The organism is Pseudomonas bharatica (genome assembly GCF_048586865.1).
Classification (GTDB): domain Bacteria; phylum Pseudomonadota; class Gammaproteobacteria; order Pseudomonadales; family Pseudomonadaceae; genus Aquipseudomonas; species Aquipseudomonas bharatica.
This window is the reverse complement of record NZ_JBMAWR010000011.1, coordinates 70,728-88,781: the sequence shown is the minus strand read 5'-3', so window position 1 is coordinate 88,781 and position 18,054 is coordinate 70,728. Positions and strand designations below refer to the sequence as shown.

The 18,054-nt window shown below is 62.0% G+C and carries 8 protein-coding genes; 4 read left to right on the top strand and 4 right to left on the bottom strand.

All coding sequences use genetic code 11. From position 1 onward, the window contains the following. Positions 1-483: 483 nt before the first annotated feature. Positions 484-10,500: a retention module-containing protein gene (locus ACKLLE_RS14590; protein WP_420058347.1), complete on the top strand. Its 10,017-nt coding sequence runs from the start codon at positions 484-486 to the stop codon at positions 10,498-10,500. Between the two features lie 90 nt (positions 10,501-10,590). Here ACKLLE_RS14590 and ACKLLE_RS14585 read toward each other — a convergent pair whose 3' ends face one another. Continuing rightward, positions 10,591-10,956 carry a YbaN family protein gene (locus tag ACKLLE_RS14585; RefSeq protein WP_064302006.1) on the bottom strand — a complete coding sequence of 122 codons (366 nt, stop codon included), beginning with the start codon at positions 10,954-10,956 and terminating at the stop codon, positions 10,591-10,593. A gap of 10 nt (positions 10,957-10,966) precedes the next feature. Then, positions 10,967-11,554, bottom strand: a complete 588-nt coding sequence (locus ACKLLE_RS14580; protein WP_009405136.1) for a YecA/YgfB family protein — start codon at positions 11,552-11,554, stop codon at positions 10,967-10,969. Between the two features lie 242 nt (positions 11,555-11,796). Here ACKLLE_RS14580 and recQ point away from each other — a divergent pair, with 242 nt between their 5' ends. Together recQ and ACKLLE_RS14570 are read left to right on the top strand one after the other, a co-directional pair. Next, positions 11,797-13,932 (top strand): DNA helicase RecQ, encoded by a 2,136-nt coding sequence (gene recQ / locus ACKLLE_RS14575; RefSeq protein ID WP_420058346.1) that lies wholly within the window; start codon positions 11,797-11,799, stop codon positions 13,930-13,932. A 114-nt stretch (positions 13,933-14,046) separates the two neighbouring features. Then, positions 14,047-14,487, top strand: coding sequence for a MarR family transcriptional regulator (locus ACKLLE_RS14570; protein WP_009405134.1), 441 nt, complete (start codon positions 14,047-14,049; stop codon positions 14,485-14,487). Between the two features lie 99 nt (positions 14,488-14,586). On the opposite strand, the gene ACKLLE_RS14565 is transcribed toward ACKLLE_RS14570, so the two are convergent. Beyond that, a complete protein-coding gene (locus ACKLLE_RS14565) occupies positions 14,587-16,776 on the bottom strand; it encodes a patatin-like phospholipase family protein (protein ID WP_009405133.1) in 2,190 nt (729 codons plus the stop codon). Positions 16,777-16,844: 68 nt separating this feature from the next. Between ACKLLE_RS14565 and ACKLLE_RS14560 the strand changes: the two genes are divergently transcribed. Continuing rightward, complete coding sequence (locus ACKLLE_RS14560) at positions 16,845-17,126, top strand: Rdx family protein (RefSeq protein WP_064301950.1); 282 nt, start codon at positions 16,845-16,847, stop codon at positions 17,124-17,126. Here ACKLLE_RS14560 and ACKLLE_RS14555 read toward each other — a convergent pair. Continuing rightward, positions 17,123-18,004: a DMT family transporter gene (locus ACKLLE_RS14555; protein ID WP_064301951.1), complete on the bottom strand. Its 882-nt coding sequence runs from the start codon at positions 18,002-18,004 to the stop codon at positions 17,123-17,125. The genes ACKLLE_RS14560 and ACKLLE_RS14555 overlap by 4 nt on opposite strands. Between the last annotated feature and the right edge of the window lie 50 nt (positions 18,005-18,054).

Sequence of the window (18,054 nt, the reverse complement as noted above, 5' to 3'; positions counted from 1 at the left end):
GGATCTGCAATCGCCAAAAAAATGGCGAAAAATTGTGGTTTAACCGTTTCACGCTTGTAACAACAGAGCTAAGAACATTTGGGCGAAAAGCTAAGAAGAAATTTTCATAAGTGTTATGCGAAAAAAAACTTATGCGGTCTAAGGAAAGCGGCACATTGTTTAACCCGCAGGCCACGTAAATAGCGCGCTAAAGCGCTTTTTTACTGGCGTCAGAAAAACTTCGGTCGTCTTTCGACCATGGGCAAGAAAGGCGTGGAGCGGAGTCAGACAACCTTGGGATTTGCGACAGAAATTTGGCATGAAGCCAATCGCCACTATCGGTTGTCACTCCATCGCAGCGATCCATGCAAGGCATCCGGGTCTGGTTGAAAACCCGCCGTCTTGACGGTCGCAGCTACTTCGAGTCGGGCACCTTCCGGGTGTTCAACCACGAGACACCACAGGCTTTTCTGCGAAGAACGTCGACAGTGGAGGAGTGGCTAGATGGCCAAGTCAATTGGTGTGGTCAGCAAGGTGATCGGTCAGGTGTTCGCGGTCGAGGCCGACGGTACCCGGCGGTTGTTGATCGAGGGCGATCGGCTGTTCGTCGGCGAGCGACTGGAAACCGGTGCTACAGGCGCGGTGGCGGTCCATCTGGCCAATGGCGGGGAGCTGACCCTGGGGCGTGACAGCAGCCTGAGCCTTTCCAATGGTCTGTTAGCTCACCAGGCACCCCATGTGCTGGCGCCGGAGGCGGTCCCACCGAGCGAAGCGCAGCTCGCCGAAGTCGAGAAACTCCAGCAAGCCATTGCCGCCGGTGGTGACCCGACCCAGGATGCCGAGGCCACGGCGGCCGGCCCTACGAACGGGGCTCCGGGGGCATTGGGCGGCGGTCACAGCTTCGTGCTGCTGACCGAGGTCGGTGGACGTGTCGATCCGGTGATCGGCTTTCCTACGGCCGGCCTGCAGTTCGCCGCTGAAAGGGCTGAGCTGGACACCGGCTTCATCGACCACAACGAGCCGCTTCCGGCCGTCGACAATCCCATCACCCTGGTAGGGCTGGCGGTGGAGGGCGGTGAGATTTCGGTCAATGAAGCCAACCTGCCGCTGGGTTCTGCCAGCAATCCGGGCGCGCTCACCCAGACCGGCACCTTCAGCGTGGTGGCCCTCGACGGGGTGCTCAACCTGAATGTCGGCGGCATCAATGTGTTGACCAATGGTGTCGTCACGGGCGTGGGCCAGTCCTTCACCACTGGCCTGGGAAATGTCCTGACCATCACTGGCTACGACGCGGCCACCGGTGTGGTCAACTACAGCTACACCCTCGCCACTGCCGGCAGCGCCCTGGGCGAAAGCATCCCGGTGTTGGCCAGCGACAGCAATGGCGACGTCACCAGCGGCAGCCTGGATGTCACCATCATCGACGATGTACCGCAGGCGGTGGACGACGGTAACCCGTCGGTCGCTAGCGAAGCCGCCACCGTGCTGACAGGCAATGTGTTGCCCAACGATATCCAGGGCGCCGACCGGGTGGCCAATCCGATCATTCCCGGGACCTACGTCGGAACCTACGGCACCCTGGTCCTGGCTTCGGATGGCTCCTACACCTATACCCTGAATCCGTCGGACCCGGATTTCGTCAATCTGCACGGCGGTGGCAAGGGCACCGAGACCTTCACCTACACCCTGACCGACGCAGACGGAGATACCAGTACCGCCAACCTGGTGCTGAACATCACCAACCTCGACGACCCGGTGACTATCGGCGGACTCGGGGCCAACGGCGGGATCACCACGGTCTTCGAGAACAACCTTGGCACCGGCAGCAGCCCGGATATGGCGGCACTGACCCGGAGTGGCAGTTTCACCGTCAGTGCGGCGGACGGGCTGCAGACCCTGAGCGTGGGTGGAATCAGCGTCGTCAGCGGTGGGGGGGCGAACACCGGGACACAGTCGGTGGTCACGCCGCTGGGCAATACCTTCACTGTGATCGGTTATGACCCGGCGACCGGGTTGGTGACCTACAGCTACACCTTGAATGGCAATGAAGCCCACCCGGCAGGTGGCGGTGCCAATAGCCTGGGTGAGACTTTCACCGTGGTCGCTACCGATACCGATGGCAGCACCGGCAGCGTCAACCTTAACGTGGTGATCGTCGACGATGTGCCCACGGCGGTGGCTGACAGCAATGCCGGCGTGGCGACCGAAGCGGCAACCGTGCTGACCGGTAATGTGCTGACCAACGATGTGCAAGGGGCTGACCGGGTGGTTGGTCCTGTTACCGCTGGTACCTTCATCGGGACCTACGGCACCCTGGTGCTGGCTGCGGATGGTTCCTACACCTATACGCTGAATCCTTCGGATCCGGATTTCTACAACCTGCATGGCGGTGGTACGGGTACCGAGACCTTTACCTACACGCTGAGTGATGCCGATGGGGATACCAGCACTGCCAACCTGGTACTGGACATCAAGAACCTGAACGACCCAGTCACCCTCAACGGGCTGGACGTTTCTGGTGGTGAGCTATCGGTCTACGAGAAAAACCTCAGCGACGGCAGCAGTCCGAATGCTGCGGCCCTGACCCAATCCGGCACCTTCACGGTAACCGCACCGGACGGCCTGCAAACGCTGAGTGTGGGCGGCATCAATGTGATCAGCGGCGGCGTGGCGGCCACTTTCCCGCAAACAGCCACGACTCCTTTGGGCAATACGCTGACGGTGACGGGCTACAACCCGGCGACCGGGGTGGTTTCCTACAGCTATAGCCTGGTGGATAACGAAGCCCATCCAACGGGCGGTGGTATCAACAATCTGACCGAGAGCTTCACCGTCACTGCCACCGATACGGATGGCAGCACCAGCAGTGGCAGCCTGGACGTGAATGTCGTGGATGACGTGCCGACAGCCGTCGCGGATACCAACGCCAGCGTGGCGACGGAAGCGGCAACCGTGTTGACCGGTAATGTTCTGACCAACGATGTCCAGGGCGCCGACCGTGTCACCGGACCGATCACCGCAGGTACCTTCACCGGAACCTACGGCACCCTGGTACTGGCGGCGGATGGTTCCTACACCTACACGTTGAATCCTTCGGATCCGGACTTCTACAACCTGCACGGTGGCGGGACGGGTACCGAGACCTTTACCTACACACTGAGCGATGCCGATGGCGATACCAGCACTGCCAACCTGGTGCTGAACATCAAGAACCTCAACGACCCAGTCACCCTCAACGGTCTTGATGCGGAGGGCGGCGAGCTATCGGTCTACGAGAAGAGCCTCAGTGATGGCAGCAGCCCGAATGCTGCTGCCCTGACCCAGTCCGGCACCTTCACGGTAACCGCGCCGGACGGCCTGCAAACCCTGAGTGTGGGCGGTATCAATGTAATCAGCGGTGGTGTGGCAGCAACCTTCCCGCAAAGCACCACGACGTTGTTGGGCAATACCTTGGCGATCACCGGGTACAACGCAAGTACGGGTGTCGTGTCCTACAGCTACACCTTGCTGGATAACGAATCCCATCCTGCAGGCGGTGGCATCAACAACCTGACCGAGAGCTTCGCCGTCACTGCCACCGATACGGATGGCAGCACCAGCAGCGGCAGCCTGGACGTGAACATCATCGATGATGTGCCGACGGCAGTAGCTGACACCAATGCATCGGTGGCTACCGAGGCAGCAACTGTACTGACGGGTAATGTGCTGACCAACGATGTCCAGGGCGCCGACCGTGTCAGCGGGCCGATCACCGCAGGTACCTTCACCGGAACCTACGGCACCCTGGTACTGGCGGCGGACGGTTCCTACACCTATACGCTGAATCCGTCAGACCCGGACTTCTACAACCTGCATGGCGGCGGGACGGGCACCGAGACCTTTACCTACACGCTGAGTGATGCCGATGGCGACACCAGCACCGCCAACCTGGTGCTGAACATCAAGAACCTCAACGACCCAGTCACCCTCAACGGTCTTGATGCGGAGGGTGGTGAGCTATCGGTCTACGAGAAAAACCTGAGCGACGGCAGCAGCCCGAATGCTGCTGCCCTGACCCCATCCGGCACCTTCACGGTAACCGCGCCGGACGGCCTGCAAACGCTGAGTGTGGGCGGCATCAACGTGATCAGCGGCGGCGTGGCGGCCACTTTCCCGCAAACAGCCACGACTCCTTTGGGCAATACCCTGACAGTGACAGGCTACAACCCGGCGACCGGGGTGGTTTCCTACAGCTACACCTTGTTGGACAACGAAACCCATCCAATTGGCGGTGGTATCAACAACCTGACAGAGAGCTTCACGGTCACTGCTACCGACACTGATGGCAGCACCAGTAGCGGCAGCCTGGACGTGAATGTCGTGGATGACGTGCCGACAGCCGTCGCGGATACCAACGCCAGCGTGGCGACGGAAGCGGCAACCGTGTTGACCGGTAATGTTCTGACCAACGATGTGCAAGGGGCTGACCGGGTGGTTGGTCCTGTTACCGCTGGTACCTTCATCGGGACCTACGGCACCCTGGTGCTGGCTGCGGATGGTTCCTACACCTATACGCTGAATCCTTCGGATCCGGACTTCTACAACCTGCATGGCGGTGGCACGGGTACCGAGACCTTCACCTACACCCTGAGCGATGCTGATGGGGATACCAGCACTGCCAATCTGGTGCTGAACATCAAGAACCTCAACGATCCGGTGACCCTCAACGGTCTTGACGTATCTGGTGGTGAGCTAACTGTCTACGAGAAAAACCTGAGCGACGGCAGCAGCCCCAACGCAGTAGCGCTGACGCAATCCGGCACCTTTACGGTTACCGCACCGGACGGCCTGCAAACCCTGAGTGTGGGCGGTATCAATGTAATCAGCGGTGGCGTGGCAGCAACCTTCCCGCAAAGCACCACGACGTTGTTGGGTAATACCCTGACGGTCACCGGGTACAACACCAGTACCGGCGTGGTCTCTTACAGCTACACCTTGCTGGACAACGAAACCCATCCAACGGGCGGTGGCATTAACAACCTGACCGAGAGCTTCACGGTCACAGCGACGGACACCGACGGCAGCACCAGTAGCGGCAGCCTGGACGTGAACATCATTGATGATGTGCCGACGGCAGTAGCTGACACCAATGCATCGGTGGCTACCGAGGCAGCAACCGTACTGACGGGTAATGTGCTGACCAACGATGTACAGGGCGCCGATCGTGTCACCGGACCGATCACCGCAGGTACCTTCATCGGAACCTACGGCACCTTGGTGCTGGCGGCGGACGGCTCCTACACCTATACGCTGAATCCGTCAGACCCGGACTTCTACAACTTGCACGGCGGCGGTACGGGCACCGACACCTTCACCTACACGCTGAGCGATGCCGATGGCGACACCAGCACTGCCAACCTGGTACTGGACATCAAGAACCTCAACGACCCAGTCACCCTCAACGGGCTGGACGTTTCTGGTGGTGAGCTATCGGTCTACGAGAAAAACCTCAGCGACGGCAGCAGTCCGAATGCTGCTGCCCTGACCCAGTCCGGCACCTTCACGGTTACGGCACCCGATGGTTTGCAAACCCTCAGCGTGGGCGGCATCAACGTGATCAGCGGCGGCGTGGCGGCCACTTTCCCGCAAACAGCCACGACTCCTTTGGGCAATACCCTGACAGTGACAGGCTACAACCCGGCGACTGGGGTGGTTTCCTACAGCTACACCTTGTTGGACAACGAAACCCATCCAATTGGCGGTGGTATCAACAACCTGACCGAGAGCTTCACCGTCACTGCCATCGATACGGATGGCAGCACCAGTAGCGGCAGCCTGGACGTGAATGTCGTGGACGATGTGCCGACAGCCTTCGCGGATACCAATGCCGGCGTGGCAACGGAAGCCGCAACCGTGCTGACCGGCAATGTCCTTACCAATGATGTCCAGGGCGCCGACCGTGTCACCGGACCGATCACCGCAGGTACCTTCACCGGAACCTACGGCACCTTGGTGCTGGCGGCGGACGGCTCCTACACCTATACGCTGAATCCTTCGGATCCGGACTTCTACAACCTGCATGGCGGCGGTACGGGCACCGACACCTTCACCTACACCCTGAGCGATGCTGATGGGGATACCAGCACTGCCAATCTGGTGCTGAACATCAAGAACCTCAACGATCCGGTGACCCTCAACGGTCTTGACGTGTCTGGTGGTGAGCTAACTGTCTACGAGAAAAACCTGAGCGACGGCAGCAGCCCCAACGCAGCAGCCCTGACCCAATCCGGCACCTTCACGGTAACCGCGCCGGATGGTCTACAAACCCTGAGTGTGGGCGGTATCAACGTAATCAGCGGTGGCGTGGCAGCAACCTTCCCGCAAAGCACCACGACGTTGTTGGGCAACACCTTGACGATCACCGGGTACAACGCCAGTACGGGTGTCGTGTCCTACAGCTACACCTTGCTGGATAACGAATCCCATCCTGCAGGCGGTGGCATCAACAACCTGACAGAAAGCTTCACGGTCACCGCCACCGACACCGACGGCAGCACCAGCAGCGGCAGCTTGGACGTGAACATCGTCGATGATGTGCCGACGGCGGTGGCTGACACCAATGCATCGGTGGCTACCGAGGCAGCAACTGTACTGACGGGTAATGTGCTGACCAACGATGTCCAGGGCGCCGACCGTGTCACCGGACCGATCACCGCAGGTACCTTCACCGGAACCTACGGCACCCTGGTGCTGGCGGCGGATGGTTCCTACACCTACACGCTGAATCCTTCGGACTCGGACTTCTACAACCTGCATGGCGGTGGCACGGGTACCGAGACCTTCACCTACACCCTGAGCGATGCCGATGGCGACACCAGCACTGCCAACCTGGTGCTGAATATCAAGAACCTGAACGATTCGGTGACCCTCAACGGTCTTGACGTATCTGGTGGTGAGCTAACTGTCTACGAGAAAAACCTCAGCGACGGCAGCAGCCCCAACGCAGTAGCGCTAACGCAATCCGGCACCTTCATGGTTACGGCACCGGACGGCCTGCAAACCCTGAGCGTGGGCGGTATCAATGTAATCAGCGGTGGCGTGGTAGCAACCTTCCCGCAAAGCACCACGACGTTGTTGGGCAATACCCTGACGGTCACCGGGTACAACGCCAGTACGGGTGTCGTGTCCTACAGCTACACCTTGCTGGATAACGAAGCCCATCCAACGGGCGGAGGCATCAACAACCTGACCGAAAGCTTCACCGTCACTGCCACCGATACGGATGGCAGTACCAGCAGCGGCAGCCTGGACGTGAACATCGTCGACGACGTTCCGACGGCGCGAGCGGACTCGGCCTCGGTGGTCGAGGGCGGCACGGTCAGTGGCAATGTGCTGGTGAATGACACCAGGGGCGCCGACGATCCGGGTAGCAATGTGGTGGTGGGCGTGCGCGCCGGCGCCAACACTGCGACTGCAGCCATCGGTTCGCTGAACACCAACGTTGCGGGCATCTACGGGACCTTGACCCTGGATGCCGCAGGCAATGCGGTTTATCACGCCAACCCGAACTCGGTGGCGCCGGCCGGGGCGCAGGATGTATTCACCTACACCATTCGCGACTCCGATGGTGATGAAAGCACCACGACGTTGACCATCAATGTGCAGGATTGCGGCTTGGTCGCCGGACAGGATCAGGACATTACGGTGTATGAAAAAGCACTGGACCTGACGAAAGATGGCCAGGACCTGGCCGCAGGGACTGTGATCGGCAGCGATCCGGGCAATACCGCGGAAACCGGCAGCGGGACCCTGGTGGGGTCGGTGTCGGGTGGTTCCGGCGCCATTACCTACAGCCTGCTGGGCAGTCCGACGGGTGCCTACGGCCAGATCCAATTGCTGGCGAACGGCTCCTACACCTACACCCTGACCTCCGCGCCGAAGACCCCGAGTGGTGCCAACGATGGCGCCAATGTGATGAGCGAGACCTTCACCTACAAGGCGACGGATGCGCTCGGCAACTTCACCACCAGCACCATCCAGATCAACATCGTCGACGACGTACCCAAGGCCGTGGGTGCGACCCGTTCTGTCACTCCGGGCCAGGTGGATTCCAACCTGCTGCTGGTGATCGACGTGTCCGGCAGCATGAACGATGCCTCCGGCGTACCGGGACTGACCCGTATCCAGCTGGCCAAGCAGGCCATCGCGCAGTTGCTGGACAAATATGACGACCTGGGTGATGTGAAGGTGCAGATCGTCACCTTCTCGAGTGGTGCTTCCCAGCCGTCTTCCGTCTGGGTTTCGGTGGCGGATGCCAAGACCATCGTCAATGGCCTGAGCGCTGGCGGCAACACCTACTATGACTCCGCCACCACCACGGCCCAGGCGGCGTTTGCCACCGCAGGAAAAATCGTAGGCGCGCAGAATATTACCTACTTCTTCTCCGACGGCGAGCCTACGTCTGGTCATGCCATCTCCGGTACCCGCGAAACCACCTGGACCAACTTCCTGGATGCCAACGGGATCAAGTCCTACGCCATCGGCCTGGGCAGTGGGGTCAATACCAGCAATCTCAACCCACTGGCCTATGACGGCAGCACCCACACCGACACCAACTCCACCGTTGTCACCGATCTCAACCAGCTCAACTCGGTACTTTCCGGCACGGTGCAGGGCGCACCGGTCACTGGCAGCCTTATGACTGGCGGCTACTTCGGGGCCGACGGCGGTTTCATCAAGTCACTGGTAATCGATGGCACCACCTATACCTACGATCCGAAGGGTAATTCCAACCAGGGATCCTATGCTGCCAGCGGGGGAACCGATCGCGGCATGTTCGATACCGCGAGCAACAGCATCACGGTGAAGACGGTACTCGGCGGTTCGATCGTGGTGAACATGGACACCGGCGAATTCACCTACACGCCGCCGAAAGACAATGGCAGCAGCCAGGTGGAGAACATCGGCTTTGTGGTCAGCGACAACGATGGTGACCTGAGCAATGCCACCCTGCTGGTCAATGTCTACACCAATGCCGCGCCGGTGGCCGGGGCCGACCATGTCATCACCAATATCCTGTCGGCCACTATCACCGTGCCGTCCGAGGCGCTGGTGGCCAACGACACCGATGCCAACAACGACCGACTGAGTGCTTCCCCGATTTCCTTCAATACCGGCTGGACGGCGCGCGGCGCGGACTTCACCGTAGGTAATACAACGCCTACGGTCGTATTCAACGGGACCAACAACAGTGCGGCGAACCAGTTGAAGGACATCGCCCGCAGCACCTTCACCGGAACAGCCTCTTCCATGACCGCCGCGGTCATTGTCAGCGGCTACCTGGGCGCGGTGACTACGGCCAATGCCAACGACGAAGACACCATCACCGTTACCCTCAAGCAGGGCGAGTCTCTCAATCTCGACCATGACCGGCCGGCTGGCAATGTGCTGATGGAATGGAAGGACGCCACCGGCAGCTACCAGACCATTGCCGATGGTGGAACCTTCATCGCCAGCCACGACGGGGTCTACAGCATCCATGTGGTCAATCTCACCAACAGCGGTGGCGGAGGCAATGCCAACAACGCGGAAAACTATCAGTTGACCATGACCATCGATTATTCCGGCGCCGCCAACAACACGCCGCAATACAACGGTACCTACACCGTCAGCGACGGTCATGGCGGCACGGCGACCGGGGCTGTGGATATCAACTACCAGGACAGCTCGATCCTCACCGGTACCGTCAATGCCGACACCCTGCTTGGCGGCAGCGGCAATGACACGCTCAATGGTGGCGATGGCAACGATGTGTTGATCGGCGGTGACGGCAACGATGCGCTGTATGGCGGCAATGGCAATGACCTGCTGATCGGCGGTCCCGGCAACGACCTGCTGGACGGCGGCGCCGGTATCGACACGGCCAGCTATGCCAGCGCCACCGCCGGGGTAACGGTCAACCTGTCCATCGCCGCTCAGCAGAATACCGTCGGTGCCGGGCTGGATACCCTGGTATCGATCGAGAACCTGGTCGGTTCGGACTACAACGACACCCTGACCGGTGACGGCAACGCCAACGTGTTACGCGGCGGCCTTGGCAACGATGTGCTCAGTGGCGGTGGTGGCGACGACCTGCTGATCGGCGGGCGAGGGGATGACACCCTGACCGGCGGCCCGGGGGCCGATACCTTCCGGTGGCAACTGGGCGACAACGGGCATGATGTTGTGAGCGATTTTACCCCTGGCACCGATCATCTGGATCTCTCCCAACTGCTGCAGGGGGAGAACGCCACCAGTGCTTCACTGGACGATTACCTGCACTTCAAGGTGACCGGCAGTGGTGCCAGTGTGGTGTCGACCATCGAGGTCAGTTCGGTGGCCGGGGCGGCGGCTACCCAGACCATCGACCTGGCAGGAGTGGACCTGGCCCAGCATTACGGGGTGGCGGCAGGCTCGGGCGGGATGATAGCGGCGGGGGCGGATACGGCGACCGTCATCAACGGGATGCTGAATGACCAGTCGTTGAAGGTGGATACCGTGTAAGGCTTCAGGGCCTCATCGCTGGCAAGCCACACACAGGTTGGATCCCTGTGGGAGCTGGCTTGTCAGCGATGAGGCCCTCAAGACAACAACCTAGTCCCGCCGACGCAGGGTCTTCTGCCTGAGGATATAGATCGAAACCAGCACCGCACTGGTCAGCATGAAGCCCCGGGCCCAGGGTGATGGCACCAGGTAGCAGGAGAGGCCGATACTCGCCCACATCAGACCGATGGCGTAGACCTTGCCCTTGAGCGGAATGCCCTCGCCACTGAGGTAATCACGAATCCACGGCCCGAGCCGCGGGTGATTTACCAGCCAGTCATGAAAGCGCGGAGAGCTGCGGGCAAAACAGGCTGCCGCGAGCAATAGAAAAGGGGTGGTTGGCAATACCGGAAGGAAAATGCCAATCACCCCCAACGCGACGCTGAGCCAGCCAGTGGCCAGCAGCAGGTAGCGCACCACCACGGAATCAGTGGTGGCGCGGTTTGAGCAGGGCCGGTTTTTCGTCTGGCGCGTGGCACAGCAGGTACAGGGCAGTCAGTGCTTCGGGGATCTGCACGATCATGTCGTCCATCAGGTTCGCATCACTGGCAATGTCGGCGAACTCGGGCTGCTCGTCGAACAGGCCGGAACCGACCATGATCGGCAGGAGCATCTCGCTGACTTCCTCTTCGGCGCTTTCGAACCAGGCTTCCTCGCGCAGGAACACGCCTTCCATGAAGCCGATGCACCAGCCGCGCAGGTCGGAATCGTCCGGCTCGTCGCCAAGGTCGAGGTCGCATGGCAGCTCGAATTCCTCGTCGCTGGCCAACTGGCGGGCGATATGGCCCTTGAGCTGGACCAGGGTGGCTTCGATCTCGGCGCGCTGGGCGTCGCTGGCGTAGTGGGGCTCCTCGGAGAACAGGGCGTCGATCCATTCCCGCTCGGGCACCTCTTCGGCGCAGATCGATAGCGCGGTCAGGTAGCCGTGGGCGGCAACGTAGTCCAACGCCTCTTCATGCAGCTCGTCGGCGTCGAGGAAGACTTGCAGGCGGGTCAATTGCTCAGCGAAGGACATTAGGGGCTACCTTGAAAATGGAACAATATTGAATTCTAGCATTGTGCGGGCCTCGCAAGGCAAAGGATGACGCTCTATCGCGCGGTCGCCCTGCGCAGGCGGGGGCTCGGGTATACTCTCGGCTTTTTTCCGCCGGGTGCGGAATTTGCCCGGTAAAAGCTGCTTGCGTTTTTTTCCGTGAGAGGCGAAGGGTTTTGATCCAGCCTGTATGGCCAGGATGGGTTCACGATTTTGGAGTGGTTATGCTCGAACAGGCTCAGCGCGTTCTGCGCGATATCTTCGGCTACGACAGCTTCCGCGGTCGCCAGGGGGCGATCATCGAGTGCGTGGCCAAGGGTGGCGATGCGCTGGTGCTGATGCCTACCGGTGGCGGCAAGTCCCTGTGCTTCCAGGTTCCGGCGCTGCTGCGCAACGGCCTTGCGGTGGTGGTGTCGCCGCTGATCGCGCTGATGGAAGACCAGGTCGCGACCCTCGACGAGCTAGGGGTCGCTGCCGCGTCCCTGAACTCGACCATGAGCCCGGAACAGCAACGCGAGCTGGCCGGACGCATTCGTCGCGGCGAGCTGAAGATGCTGTATCTCGCACCGGAGCGCCTGGTCCAGCCACGCATGCTGGATTTCCTCCGTGACCTGGACATCGCCCTGTTCGCCATCGACGAGGCCCACTGCGTTTCGCAATGGGGTCACGATTTCCGTCCCGAGTACCTGCAACTTGGCCAGTTGGCCGAGCTCTTCCCGAATGTGCCGCGCATCGCCCTGACCGCTACCGCGGACATGCGCACCCGCGAAGAGATCGTCAACCGCCTGCATCTGCAGAATGCCGAGCGGTTCCTTTCCAGTTTCGACCGACCCAACATTTTTTATCGCATCGTGCCCAAGGAGCAGCCGCGCAAGCAGTTGCTGGCGTTCCTCGGCGAGCGTCGCGGCAATGCCGGCATCGTGTATTGCCTGTCGCGCAAGAAGGTCGACGAAGTCGCCGCGTTCCTGTGCGGCGAAGGCTTCCCGGCGCTGCCCTATCATGCCGGCCTGCCTGCCGAGACCCGTGCTGCCAACCAGCGTCGCTTCCTCAACGAGGAAGGGCTGATCATGGTTGCGACCATCGCCTTCGGCATGGGCATCGACAAGCCCAACGTGCGCTTCGTCGCTCACCTCGACCTGCCCAAGTCGCTGGAAGCCTATTACCAGGAAACCGGTCGCGCCGGTCGCGACGGCCTGCCTGCCGACGCCTGGATGGCCTATGGCCTGCAGGACATGGTCATGCTCAAGCAGATGTTGCAGAACTCCGAAGGCGACGAGCGGCACAAGCGCGTCGAGCAGCACAAGCTCGATGCCATGCTTGCGCTGTGCGAGGAAACCCGCTGCCGTCGCCAGGCGTTGTTGCGCTACTTCGATGAAGAGCTGCCCAACCCCTGCGGTCACTGCGACAACTGTGTCGATGGCGTGCAGACCTGGGACGCCACCGAGCCGGCGCGCCAGGCCCTCTCGGCGATCTACCGTACCGGCCAGCGCTATGGCGTCGGTCATCTGGTGGATGTGCTGCTGGGCAAGGACAACGAGAAGGTCCGCAACTTCGGTCACGAAAAACTCTCCGTGTATGGCGTCGGCAAAGGCCGCGCCGAAGGCGAATGGCGCTCGCTGTTCCGCCAGATGGTGGCCCGCGGCCTGGTGGATGTAGACCTGGACGGTTATGGCGGCCTGCGCCTGTCCGATACCTGCCGTCCGCTGTTGCGCGGCGAAGTGACCCTGGAACTGCGCCGTGACCTCAAGCCGCAGACCACCAGCAAGGGCAGCAGCAGCGGTGGCAGTCCGGCCAGCCAACTGGTGCGTGGTGACGAGCGCGAGCAATGGGAAGCCCTGCGTACCCTGCGGCGCAAGCTGGCCGAGGAACACGGCGTGCCGCCCTACGTCATCTTCCCCGACTCGACCCTGCTGGAGATGCTCCGCAGCCAGCCCACCACCCTGGCCGAGATGGCGCGGGTCAGCGGCGTCGGTGCACGCAAGCTGGAACGCTACGGCGAGGCCTTCCTCGAGGTACTCGGCGGCGAGGCCGGAACGCCACCTGTGGTCACCGACCTGCGCCACGAGCTGGTCAGCCTGGCCCGCGCTGGCATGACGCCTGCGCAGATTGCCGCGCAACTGAAATGCAGCGAGAAGAACGTCTACAGCCTGCTGGCCGAGGCGATTGGTCGTCAGGAGCTGTCGCTGGAGCAGGCCCTGGACCTGCCCGAAGACCTGATGATGGAAGTGCAGGATGCCTTCCTCGATGGTGAAGGCGAACTGCCGCCGGTGTCCGAGATCCAGCCGCTGTTCGGTTCGCGGGTACCGGACGGGGTGCTCTACTGCGTGCGTGCCGCCCTGGCGGCCGAATTCGAGATGTAGCGAGGGTTGTCACTATTTCTTACGTTTGGTCAAGATCGTCGTCAAGATGAACCTTGCCTAAGCGCAAAGGCCATGGTTAGCTGACTAATAATTAGTTCTGACCATGAGTTTTCCATGCCATTGACCGATCAACACCGCTTCGGGATGCAGCTTGCCCACATGTCCCGAGGCTGGCGCGCCGAGCTGGACCGCCGCCTGGCGGGCCTGAACTTGTCCCAGGCGCGTTGGCTGGTGCTGCTGCACCTTGCCCGTTTCGACGAAGCCCCTACCCAGCGTGAACTGGCCCAAAGCGTGGGCGTCGAAGGCCCGACCCTGGCCCGATTGCTCGACAGCCTGGAAGCACAGGGGCTGGTGAAACGCCATGCGGTGCTGGAAGACCGGCGGGCCAAGAAGATCGTCCTGTGCCCTCCGGCCAAGCCATTGATCGACCAGATCGAAACCATCGCCAATGCCCTGCGCGTGGAACTGTTCACCGGTGTCGATGAAGAGGACCTGGCGGTGTGCATGCGGGTGCATACGCGGATCCTGGCGAACCTGGACAAGTCCAAGGTTTGATTTTGAAGTCACTGGCTTCATCGCTGGCAACGCCAGCTCCCACAGGGATCGCGTGCACCGCCGAACCTTGTGGGAGCCGGCGTTGCCGGCGATGAGGCCCTAGAACGTCTGCCCAAGATTCAGGTACACCGCCTTCTCATCCTCGGTATTGAACCCATAGCTGAAGCTCAGCGGCCCCAGCGGTGTGTCGAAGCCGAGGAAGATGCTCGCCGCGTTGATGTAGCCGCTGTCGAATTCGTTGTCGTTGTTCCACACCCGCCCGCGCTCGAGCGATCCGCCCAGGTACAACGGGAAATCCAGCGGCAGATAGGCCCGCGGGGTCAGCCGGCGGTAGTACACCATGCGCATCAGGCTGAGGTTTTGCCCCGACAGCGAATTCTGCCGGAAGCCCGAGAGCTGCCGCGCCCCGCCCATGACCATGCTCGACACCACTACGTCGGCATCATCCAGGGTACGGCCATAGCGACCGCCCAGTACCCAGGTATCCGGTCCGCTGCTCAAGGCCTTGTCCAGCTTCAGATCCCACTGCCGGTAGCGCTGGTCCGACCCCAGTGCGGGCTCGAACTGGCGCAGGGTCAGGCGGATGTCTTCCCCGCTGTGGGGAAAGTAGACATTGTCCAGGGTGTCGAACGAGTACTTGAGGTCGTAGTAGCCCTCGTTGAAGTTGATCTCCGGCAGGTCCTGGTCGCCGACCCGCACTTTCGCCTGGCCCCAGGCCTGGCCTACCCCCAGGCGCACCTCGCCGCTGGTGCCGATCTGCCGACCGACATTGAGACCGAATCCGTAGCGTTCCAGGCGGTATTCGGCGATCGGATCGTTGTCCAGCGTCGCCTCGATATTCTGCGAGCCCAGCTCCAGGAACGGCGCGACGAAGTACCGCGAGCCTACGTCCATCGGCTGGTAGAACTCGCTGTACAGCTCCTGCACATCACCTATCTGCGCCCGGGTCAGCCATTCGGCGCCGAGCTGGTTGATGCCGTTGACCCGATAGCTGGCGCCGAGGTTGAAGGCACTGTCACCGCGCATGTCATCGGAAAGGTTGAGCCCCAGGCGCAGGTAATCGGTACCACCACGCCGCCCGCGGGCGGTGATCACCAAGGTGTTGTCCTTGCCCTTGTGCACCACGCGGTACTGCACCCGGTCGAAGTAATCCAGGCCGTAGAGGGTGCCCATGTCGGTCTGCAGGCGCCCCAGGTCCAGCGGCTGGCCGATGGTCTGGCGGATGTAGTAGCGAACCACGTCATCGCTGACCTTGGAGTCGTTTTCCACCTTGATCGCGGTGATGATCGGCGTGCGCTGGTCCGGCGAGCGCGCTACTGCCAGCTCGATGCCGCTGCCTTCGGGCGGACGCAGGGCGGCAAAGCGATTGTCGAGGATCCGTGTGGCCCGGTAGCCGGCGTCCATCATTTCCTCGGCGCGGCCGAAGTCGGTGGCGCTGATGCTGGCCAGCGACGGCTGGATCAGGATGTCATCGCGGTGCAGGGCCGCCAGTTGTTCCTCGGAGTTGCGCCGGGTCATCAGGGTGATGGACTGGTTGAGCACATCCACCACTGTGCCCAATTGCTTGCGGTTGCGCAGCGGGGTGCCGATATCGACGACGATCGCCACGTCCACCCCCATCTGCCGCACGATATCCAGGGGGATGTTGTCGACCATGCCGCCATCCACCAGCAGCCGGCCATCCAGCTCCACCGGGGCGAACACCGCCGGAATTGACATGCTGGCGCGAATCACCTGGGGCAGGTGGCCGCGGCTGAACACGACCTTTTCGCCGCTGGCGATATCGGTGGCTACGGCGCGGAAGGGAATCGGCAACTTGTCGAAGTCACGGGTGTCGCTGGTATGGGCCAGCAGGCTTTCCAGCAGCAAGGCGAGGTTCTGGCCCTGGATCACGCCCAGCGGCAGGCCGAGGCTGCCGTCGTCGCGAAAGCTGAGCTTCTGTTTCACCAGAAAGTCGCGGTCGTCCTGCTTGCGCCGGAACGGCACGTCCTTGCGCGGCGGGGCGTCGGACAGTGCCTGCTGCCAGTCGATGCTGCGCGCCAGCTTTTCCAGCTCCTCGACCTTGTAGCCGGAGGCATACAACCCGCCGATCACCGCGCCCATGCTGGTGCCGGCGATGGCATCGATCTTCACCCCCTGTTCCTCCAGGGCCTTGAGCACGCCGATATGCGCCAGCCCGCGGGCTGCGCCACCGGACAATACCAGGCCGACCTTGGGCCGGGCAGTTTCGGCGGCGACCAGATGCAGGGACGGGAGCAGGAAAAGCAAAAACAGCAGCAGGCAGCGCATCGCGATTCTCGAAGCCAAGGGCAAACCGCTAGTATAAGCGCCACTTACTTTCCTTTGAGACCGCCACCGTGAGCACCTCCAAGCCCGAGATCGTCATCACCTACTGCACCCAGTGCCAATGGCTGCTGCGCGCCGCCTGGTTGGCCCAGGAACTGCTCAGCACTTTCAGCGACGACCTGGCCCGTGTGGCCCTGGAGCCGGCCACCGGCGGCACTTTCCGCATTACCTGCGACGGTGTGCAGATCTGGGAGCGCAAGGCCGATGGCGGCTTCCCCGAGGCCAAGGTGCTGAAGCAGCGTGTGCGTGACCGGATCGACCCGCAACGCGACCTGGGCCACAACGATCGCTAATGCTCCGCAGCCACCTTTGTTGATCCGCCACTGGCCGCCAGTCGGCTGGAAACGACGATGGCGAAGATGATCAGTACGCCGCCCAGCAGCATGCGCGGCGTGGGCGTTTCGGCGAACAGCATCCAGGCCACGGCGATGCCGTAGATCGGCTCCATGGCGAACACCACGGCGGCGGTGCGCGCCTTGATCACGCCGAGGGCAGCGACGAACAGGCTATGGGCGACGCCGGTGCAGAACACCCCGAGCAGGCCGATCCACAGCCAGTCCAGGGCCGGCACCTGGCCCAGGCCGGGCGCGGCGAAAGGCAGCAGGCACAGGGCAACCACCAGGTTCTGGCACATCGCCGCCTGCACTGCGGGAATCCGTCCGGAGCCGGCACGGTTGGTCAGCGACAGCAGTGAGAACAGCAGGCCGGACAGCAGCGACCAGAGCAGGCCGCCGGTGGCCTCGCTGGCCAGGTTGAATTCCGGTGTCACCAGGATCAGGCCGACGGTCACCAGCCCCACCAGCAGCAGCTCGTTGCTGCGAATCCGCTCGCGGAACAGCACACCTTCCAGAAGCACGGTAAAGGCCGGAAAGCTGGCGAAACCGAGGGTGGCGATGGCTACGCCGCCGACTTTTACCGAAATGAAGAAACTTACCCAGTGCCCGGCCAGCAATACGCCGCCCAGCCCGAGGCGACGCCAGTCCTGTGCTTGCAGCGCTTTCCAGCCCGGCCCGGCGAGGCGGGCGAACAGGCCCAGGGCGAGTACCGCAAAGGCGGCCCGACCGAAGACGATGATCGACGGCGAGGCGCTGGCCAGCTTGCCGAAGACGCCGGTCAGGCCAAAGAACAGCGCGCCGATATGCAGGGCGCCGAGGGCAGTGCGGTGGTTCATGGAAGTCCTTGCGGGGTCCGGTATCGACACAGCCAGTCTACGGCGCCGAC